Below are 1899 nucleotides of genomic sequence, written 5' to 3' on the forward strand. Positions count from 1 at the left end.
ACTTCCGACTACTCTATTCTCCCCAGCATAGCTGGGGGATTAGACTTTTCATTTAAGAGTTAAGTAAAAGGGGCTGTCGCACTAAGTTGATATGCTCTCTTCCAGGAATCCTCTTTATAATTTTTCAAAACCACTAATTTGGTGGTATACTTTAATCATCAAAAGAACATCAATGAATACAGGAGGTAAAGATTATGTTTAGTGGAACACATTATGGAATCAAAGTTGATATGGGTTGGTTAAAGGATGACGTCGATGGGTTGAAACAAGTAGTTGATTTTTTAAATAAAGATAACATCAAATTTGTTTTACTTCCAGTCGCAAATCAAAGATTCAAGATCGATGTAGATCGAGTAGGAGGCGGCTTTCGCCGCCGACCTCTCACACCACCGGACATGCGGTTCCGCATCCGGCGGTTCAGTTAACTTAACATCTTGTTTGACAAAAATATTCCTCTGCTGAGAGTAACCCGAACTTTTTCAGACGTGCATTTGACATTGCATAGCAAATAGTTTCTGTACGACAAACCCGAGCATATCCATGGAACCCTGCCGCACTTTTTGCATTCTTTTTACTAACACCCAGTTTTACCAGATTTTTATATCTGGTTTTAGGATTTTTCCAATGTTTCCATATGCACATTCTGAACCTGTACCTAATAACCGTATCGAGTCTTCGGGTTGCTGTAAGAATTGAGCCAATTTTAAAGTAATTGATCCAGCCTCTTACCACTTCCGCTATCTTTTGGGCTTTATATGAGTTACTTACACCCCACTTGCGGCTCGTTAATTTTCTGACTTTCTTCATTACCTTATCCAATGACTTTTTAGGGACTTTTATCTTATATTTCTTTTCTTGAAACTGATAATAGAAGGCAAATCCCAGATATTGTATTTCTGTGGGTCTCCCTATTTTACTTTTGCCCCTGTTCACTTTCAGCCGCAGAACATTTTCAACATACTTCGTGACCGATTCCATTACCCTTGCCGCAGCTTTTTCGCTTTTGACAAAAATAATACAGTCATCTGCATATCGTGCAAATTTAAGTCCTCGGCTTTCAAGTTCCCAATCCAATTCATTGAGCAGTATGTTAGCGAGAAGTGGTGAAATATTTCCCCCTTGTGGGGTTCCGATTTCTGTTTCTTCTATCTGTTCTCCAACCATAACTCCACTTACTAGAAATTTTCGGATTAGCGAAAGTATTTTTCCATCCTTAATCTCTTTGTTCAAAACAGATATTAACTTGTCGTGTTCTACCGTATCAAAAAACTTTTCCAAGTCAATATCCACGACCCAGTTATATCCTTCATTCATGTATTCAACTGCTTTTAATACTGCCTTCTGTGCACTTTTTCCGGGTCTGAATCCATAGCTGTTCTCATGAAATTTTCTTTCATATATAGGTGTTAATACCTGTGCAGCTGCTTGTTGTACCATGCGATCTGTGACAGTTGGAATACCAAGTTTTCGTTTGCTTCCGTCTGCTTTAGGGATTTCCACTCTCTTTACTGGCATTGGTTTGTATGACTGATTTCTTATACTCTCTCTGAGTTGCTGGCCATTTACTTTCAAATGAGAAAGCAAATCGGCACATTCCATTCCGTCTATTCCTGCCGCACCTTTATTCTTTTTCACCTGTTTGTAGGCACGATTCATGTTTTCATTTGACAGAATGCGTTCTATAAATATTCCTTGTTCCTCCATGCACTGTTTCCTTTCCTTTTCGTGAGTTCCGACCACTTAGTACTTGTGGTACTCCTCTCGGCATGTGTTTCGTCTAAAACTCTCAATTAGGACGTACTCCAGATGATTAACTGTTCTGTCCTTTGCTCCATCCGGTTTCCCGGACTTCTTCGCTGTCGGGTAAGGGACAAACCTTACGGTTATTCCCTCCCCAAA

The 1899-nt window shown here is 39.7% G+C and carries 2 protein-coding genes; one reads left to right on the top strand and one right to left on the bottom strand.

Annotated features, from left to right (window positions below):
* The first annotated feature begins 194 nt into the window (after positions 1 to 194).
* Positions 195 to 425 (top strand): hypothetical protein, encoded by a 231-nt coding sequence (locus tag DWX00_RS19365; RefSeq protein WP_055265141.1) that lies wholly within the window; start codon positions 195 to 197, stop codon positions 423 to 425.
* A 1-nt stretch (position 426) separates the two neighbouring features.
* On the opposite strand, the gene ltrA is transcribed toward DWX00_RS19365, so the two are convergent.
* Positions 427 to 1704 carry a group II intron reverse transcriptase/maturase gene (ltrA, locus tag DWX00_RS19370; RefSeq protein WP_082426135.1) on the bottom strand — a complete coding sequence of 426 codons (1278 nt, stop codon included), beginning with the start codon at positions 1702 to 1704 and terminating at the stop codon, positions 427 to 429.
* Between the last annotated feature and the right edge of the window lie 195 nt (positions 1705 to 1899).

The sequence above is a fragment of the Blautia sp. AF17-9LB genome, from assembly GCF_003479185.1.
Lineage (GTDB): Bacteria > Bacillota > Clostridia > Lachnospirales > Lachnospiraceae > Fusicatenibacter > Fusicatenibacter saccharivorans.